Raw genomic sequence first — 1967 nt, 5'->3', positions numbered from 1 at the left:
GCGGTTTGAACGCGTTTCTTTGCTTCGTTTCTTTGCGCGTTTGCAAAGAAATGAAGTCCCGCCCCGGATAGGGGCTAACAGTAATAAGCAAGAAAATCCGACTTAAGCAGAACGACCACGCGAGCAGAAGGACTCAATGCTCTCCCCACACTCGCCGCGAGCAGCACCCCACCCTAGCCCCACACTCGCCGCAAGCAGAACCCGAACCGCTCGAGAACCCCAACCCCAACCAAACCCCCGAGCGGTACGCGAAACCCCTTATGCTATCCAGCGTCGTGCGTTCTGAAACGCCCGCATCCACGGGCTGCCGTCTGTCGTCCAGTCATCCGGCTTCCAGCTCATCTGCACGGTCCGGTGCACCCGTTCCATATGCGGCATCAACACGGTAAACCGCCCATCCGGCGTAGTGACGGAAGTCAAACCCTCCGGCGAGCCATTAGGGTTAAACGGATACCGCTCAGTAGCCGTCCCTCGATGATCGACAAAACGCATCGCGACCAACGCATTCGCAGCATCGCCTTGTTGCGAGAAATCAGCGAAGCCTTCACCGTGCGCAATGGCAACCGGGATCCGTGAACCCTCCATCCCGCTGAAGAAAATCGACGGCGAACTTTGCACTTCAACCAGCGAAAAACGCGCTTCGAATTGCTCCGACTTGTTACGCGTAAATTTCGGCCACGCATCGGCGCCAGGAATCATCGATGCAAGGCTGCTCATCATCTGGCAACCATTGCAGATACCCAAGGCAAAGGTATCCGAGCGACCAAAGAACTCAGCGAACATGTCCGCCAGACGAGGATTGAAACGAATCGTCTTGGCCCAGCCCTCGCCCGCGCCAAGCACGTCGCCGTAGGAAAAACCGCCACACGCCACCGCACCGGCAAAGTCCGCAAGCGTGACACGTCCCGACAGCAAGTCGCTCATGTGGACGTCGTGGGTGTCGAAACCTGAACGGTCAAATGCATAAGCCGTTTCGAGGTGCGAATTGACGCCCTGCTCGCGCAGGATCGCAACCCGCGGCCGCGCCTTCGAACCACCCCCAACGCTCACGCCGATAAACGGCGCCGCCACGTCCTGCGCCGGATCAAAGCTGAGAACAGGCGAAAGGCCGGGGTCCGATGGGTCGAGCAATGCGTCATATTCCGCGTCCGCGCATGCGGGGTTGTCACGCAAGCGCGCGATGCGCCAACTCACTTCGCTCCACGCACGATGCAATTCGTGCCGCGGCGCCTCATAGATCTTTTTAGCGTCGCGATAAATCTCGATCGTATCGCGCTCATTCGGCTTGCCGATCACCGTGCTGCATGCCGACAACCCATGTTCGCGCAAAGCGCCAATCACGGCATCGCGTTCGGTCAGTTGCACCTGGATCACGCCGCCAAGTTCTTCGGTGAACAACGCGCGAATGGTCCGGTCGTCACGCAAGCCGCTGGTCTGCTTCGCCCAGTCCTTCGCGTCGCCGTAGTCGGATTCGTGGTGCGGATCAAGTGTGAGCATGTCCACGTTCAAGGAAACACCCACATGCCCCGCAAACGCCATTTCGCAAACCGTCGCCCACAGGCCGCCATCGGAGCGATCGTGATAGGCCAGCAACTTGCCCGCCGCGTTCAACGATTGAATCGCGTTGAAGAAGCGCTTGAGGTCTTCGGCGTCGTCGACATCAGGCGTTTTATCGCCGATTTGTTGCGTCACCTGCGCCAGGATACTGCCGCCCAGACGATTCTTGCCGCGCCCGAGATCAATGGAAATCAGCACCGTGTCCGTGCCGGGACGCAATTGCGGCGTGAGCTGGCGGCGCACGTCTTCAACCGGCGCAAACGCGGAGATGATCAGCGACACCGGCGAAACGACTTCCTTCGCCGCACCCGTCGCGTCCTGCCATTTGGTACGCATCGACAAGGAATCCTTACCGACCGGAATGCTGATGCCAAGCGCCGGGCACAGTTCCATGCCGATCGCCTTCACGG

Annotated in this window: 1 protein-coding gene; it reads right to left on the bottom strand. The window is 59.6% G+C overall.

Annotated elements, in window-relative coordinates:
* Positions 1-258 precede the first annotated feature (258 nt).
* A partial coding sequence (purL, locus tag WCA53_RS21530; RefSeq protein ID WP_423915405.1) for a phosphoribosylformylglycinamidine synthase occupies positions 259-1967 on the bottom strand: 1709 nt, incomplete at its 5' end.

The organism is Caballeronia sp. (assembly GCF_049581465.1).
In the GTDB taxonomy this organism is placed as follows: domain Bacteria; phylum Pseudomonadota; class Gammaproteobacteria; order Burkholderiales; family Burkholderiaceae; genus Caballeronia.
The sequence above is the reverse complement of the archived record's forward strand: the minus strand, read 5'-3'. Positions and strand labels throughout refer to the sequence as shown.